The organism is Halocynthiibacter namhaensis (assembly GCF_000812685.1).
GTDB lineage: Bacteria > Pseudomonadota > Alphaproteobacteria > Rhodobacterales > Rhodobacteraceae > Halocynthiibacter > Halocynthiibacter namhaensis.
Map to the genome: position 1 here is coordinate 1 of NZ_JWIF01000044.1, position 3,732 is coordinate 3,732.

General features: G+C 49.4%; 5 protein-coding genes and 1 tRNA gene. 4 read left to right on the plus strand and 2 right to left on the minus strand.

Annotation, left to right across the window (positions count from 1 at the left end; all coding sequences use genetic code 11):
- The 3 genes from RJ38_RS06895 to RJ38_RS18835 form a co-directional block, all read left to right on the plus strand.
- The coding region (locus RJ38_RS06895) for a phage tail tape measure protein (RefSeq protein ID WP_039018153.1) at positions 1 to 541 on the plus strand (541 nt) is incomplete at its 5' end.
- A gap of 269 nt (positions 542 to 810) precedes the next feature.
- Positions 811 to 886 (plus strand) — tRNA-Thr (locus tag RJ38_RS06900).
- Between the two features lie 520 nt (positions 887 to 1,406).
- Positions 1,407 to 1,559, plus strand: coding sequence for a hypothetical protein (locus RJ38_RS18835; RefSeq protein ID WP_156121789.1), 153 nt, complete (start codon positions 1,407 to 1,409; stop codon positions 1,557 to 1,559).
- Between the two features lie 28 nt (positions 1,560 to 1,587).
- Here the strand turns inward: RJ38_RS18835 and RJ38_RS18060 are convergent, their stop codons facing one another.
- Complete coding sequence (locus RJ38_RS18060) at positions 1,588 to 2,727, minus strand: hypothetical protein (protein WP_052245253.1); 1,140 nt, start codon at positions 2,725 to 2,727, stop codon at positions 1,588 to 1,590.
- Between the two features lie 220 nt (positions 2,728 to 2,947).
- Between RJ38_RS18060 and RJ38_RS06915 the strand changes: the two genes are divergently transcribed.
- Positions 2,948 to 3,448, plus strand: a complete 501-nt coding sequence (locus tag RJ38_RS06915) for a HipA family kinase (protein ID WP_156121790.1) — start codon at positions 2,948 to 2,950, stop codon at positions 3,446 to 3,448.
- Positions 3,449 to 3,454: 6 nt separating this feature from the next.
- Here RJ38_RS06915 and RJ38_RS19045 read toward each other — a convergent pair.
- Positions 3,455 to 3,732 (minus strand): hypothetical protein (locus RJ38_RS19045; protein WP_162183557.1); only part of this gene is annotated, 278 nt, incomplete at its 5' end.

A 3,732-nucleotide genomic window follows, 5' to 3' on the forward strand; every position in this document is an offset into this window, starting at 1 on the left:
GCTCCCCATAGCCGCCGAGGGCATTGCGGCAATCATTGAGGCGGCAGGTCAGGCCGGTGTGGTTGATTCAGCGCTGCCCGATGATGAGGAACGCGCCCAGCTTATTGCATTTGCGCGCGATGCGGCCCAGATGGGCGTGGCCTTTGATATCTCAGCCGAGCAATCCGGCGCATCCATGGCGCAGTGGCGCAAGGCAATGGGGCTGAGCCAATCGCAAGCGCTTGGCCTTGGGGATGCGATCAACCACCTCTCAAACAATATGAATGCGTCCGCGCCGGGGCTGGTGGATATCATTCGCCGCCAAGGGGCTGTGGCGCAAACAGCGGGTCTGGCCGAGGTTGAGATCGCAGCACTTTCGGCAGCGTTTCTATCCGGCGGGGCCAGCCCTGAGATTGCCGCGACTGGCCTCAAGAACTTCCTTGGCGCGCTGACCGATGGTGAGGCCATGACCACCCGTCAAAGCAAAGTCATGAAGAGGCGAGGCAGTAAGTCTTTGAGGACGAGGTCAGCGTCAGCCTCCAAATTGGCTTCCCGCAAATAGTACGTGAAGATGGAGGTGAATTTTTTCTGATGTGTCCCCCAAGGTGGTCAAGAGTATTCGCCGCAAGACCCGACAGACTTATTCAGCAGAAGAGAAGATCCGCATTGTATTGGCAGGCCTACGCGGTGAAGAAAGCATCGCGGTTTTCTCAAGAAACGAATCCAACCGAACAGAGACGAGATATTTCCGTTAAAAAATTCGTGCTCTCCACAAAAAAATTAAAAACCCTCTTGAAGCCCCCAATAAAACGCCTTAAACGCAGCGTTAGTGCCCCTATAGCTCAGCTGGTAGAGCAACTGATTTGTAATCAGTAGGTCCGCGGTTCGAGTCCGTGTGGGGGCACCACTTTTTCCTTAAATATCAATAACTTAAAGCGCTTCCGCTTCGTGGTCTGTTTATCATGCAAAGTTATAAACAGTTATAAACTGGTTTTGGGCCAGTTTTGTATAGCTATAGCTCGCCGCGCCGAATTAGACTGAAGTGCAGGCCCATTTAGACAGATGCATAAATCAGGCGATGATATGGGAAAGGTCAAGGTTGGCGTACGAGGTGTGTACATAATGTCCTGTTCCGTCAAGGTAAGCGACCACGCAACCATCAGCGTCGATAGCTTCTTTTACCGTTGAATTTGTGGCCTTCCATTCCCAACGACCATCGAATGCTTCCGCTACCTTGCAAGCTTGGCCTGCTGATACTCTAACAAATCCGCCCATAATATCATTCCGTTCATGTCTACTGATGGACAGATGGAGCAGAAGTGTTAGATTTGAAGTCCCTCTCTGCAGATATATCGGAAAATTTTGAAAGTGGGTTGAAATCACAAGTGTCACCCCGAAGTGGTAATCTCATCATGCAAGGCTGATTGATGCCATTCACTGCGCTTGGCATTGATAACTGCCTTGCGCAGTTAGCGGCACTTACAAAGTCACACGAACGGTTCATTGCGAAACTTGTTGAAGGCGCAGCCAAAATCGGGTTTGAGCCCCTGGTGAAGGCTGCTGCTTACGGCCGCAGTTAACGAAAACCGAGCAAAAATGCTAATCGGGTTACATGCCCAATGCGATGAGCAACCAATCCTTCAAGGAGCCGAGCATCACTGCAACTTTTCCCCAGTATGGAGAGGTTAGAATTGCAGCGGGAAGGCCGTAAGCTGCTGCTGTGCCAAGGTTCTTGCCAAATGACTTACAGAACTCTTCGACGGTGGTATCAATTTTCCCAGCCACCCAACCGACTACTTTCTTGAGAAGCGACGCCTTTTTTGCCACGACTTCGGCGCTAGGATCATCCGAAGCCAGCTCCACCTCAATCGCATCAAGACTCTTAGCAGTTTCTTCTAGTTCATCGCCGTGCAGCTCAAATTCTTCAGGTGGATGGTTGTGACCGATTCCTCCATGTGAAGCGGGCTTTGGCAGCGCATCTTTTAGAGCAGATATCTGATCAAGGACAACCGCACGCGTTGCTTTTTCTTCAGCACTACCGATACCAATGGAAGGTTCAGAAGCAGCGATCTCGCTAAGTAGTTCGAATGAAGCCTCACCGCCTGGCGGATAGTCATCCGCTATCGCGTCCTCATAGAAATCAACACTAGCTTGGTGTCGTGAAGAAGGTGCCCAATCAAAAAGGCCTTCACTTTGAATTTCGTCAACCGCAGCCATGAGGGCGTCTTCTGGAACAACATCTTCAAAATTGTCGCGCAATTCTTGTTCGGCGTTGTATGGCCCGCCCTTTATATAGAGATAGCCGCCTTCACGACTATTGTATGTGGTTTCATTGGCCGGATCTTCGTACAAATGGTGAAACCACTCAACGAGAAGTTTGACCAATGACCCTTTGGTCAGAGCCGATGCCCATTCAGGACTAGCTTTTAGTTTGTCACGTAGACCAATTGGATCTTCGTCATCAAATTCCGGTTCATGTTCCAAGCCATAGTCAAAATCAGAAATTATGCGATGCACACCAGCATTTGTATCACTGAAGTTTTCAGCTCCCGCAGGATACTCAGAAATCGACCACCGCAAGTCACCCAAATCATCATGGTCTACAAAAGCTTCGTAGATGGTTTCTTGCCCCATAGGTCGCTCGTCTCCGCCCACAACTTCCCATTCCAATTCGTCATCATAAATTTGGAATACTTCTTTACTTTCGGAATGTTCAATTTTGGCAGTACCGCGAGTATAAATGATCATTATTAGGCTTGCTCGTTTGTTTCTCAAATATCGTAATACTAGTACTTCGAAACGCCCCTCTAGCGCCATCAAATTTTTCCAGTGCCCCACCTTGCTCTGGCCACATTCGGCCCACGGCAAGGTGATACGCAACACATGTCGAGCCACTATGACGAAACGGACCTGAGGTTGGCTCGACGAGCTTGCCCCTCGGGTGCGCCGGATACCAAAAAGCGACACCATGCAAATCTGCGCATATATGCTCGCCAAAAGTAACACTCTAAGGCTTGCCACAATCAGTAGTTATGTGGATAAGGTATGTGAACAATTTGGGACGCTGTCTGAGGTGCTAACTGTAAGTGTAACAGAATATGTTGACAGGGCTAAGTCTGGTAGATCTCACCCGATGTTGTGCCGCTGCGAAACTGATGATGGCGAAGAGCTGGAAGTCTACGCGAAGTACAAAGATTTTCATGAAGAGTTGGGCTTTGATCATCTTGCAGGAGAACTTGTCGCTAATTTGTTTGCATTGGATATGAAGTTGCCGGCAGCACAGCCTTGTGTTGTAACCGTTTCCGAAGAGTCCATAGACATGTTACCTGATGACTCTAATGGCTTGGATTTGAAGAGCGCGTTCGACTCTAATGGTTGTTCCGCCTTTGGTTCTGTAGCGTTCAAACCAGTTCGTCGATGGAGTGCAGGTGATCTGGTTCACAAAGGCCAACTGGCCGATGCTGTGTAAGCGGTATCAGGGCAGTATTTTGGCGTCTTTAGCGCGTATTATGGTATCAGCAGCACTGGTTAGTACGCCGATTGCACCAAAGCTTTCGCGATCATTCATGTTTTGGTTATTTTGGAACGTCAGGATGCCGTGATCAAGGATTTGGATAATCGTCTGTTCATCGAGCATCTCTGTTCTGATGCCTTCGGCTATCACGCATTCCAGTAGCATTTGAAGTGCCACAAGCTGTCCAGCCTGCACTTCGATGGCGTTTTGCGCTTCGTTCAGTTTACTCATTGTTGGCC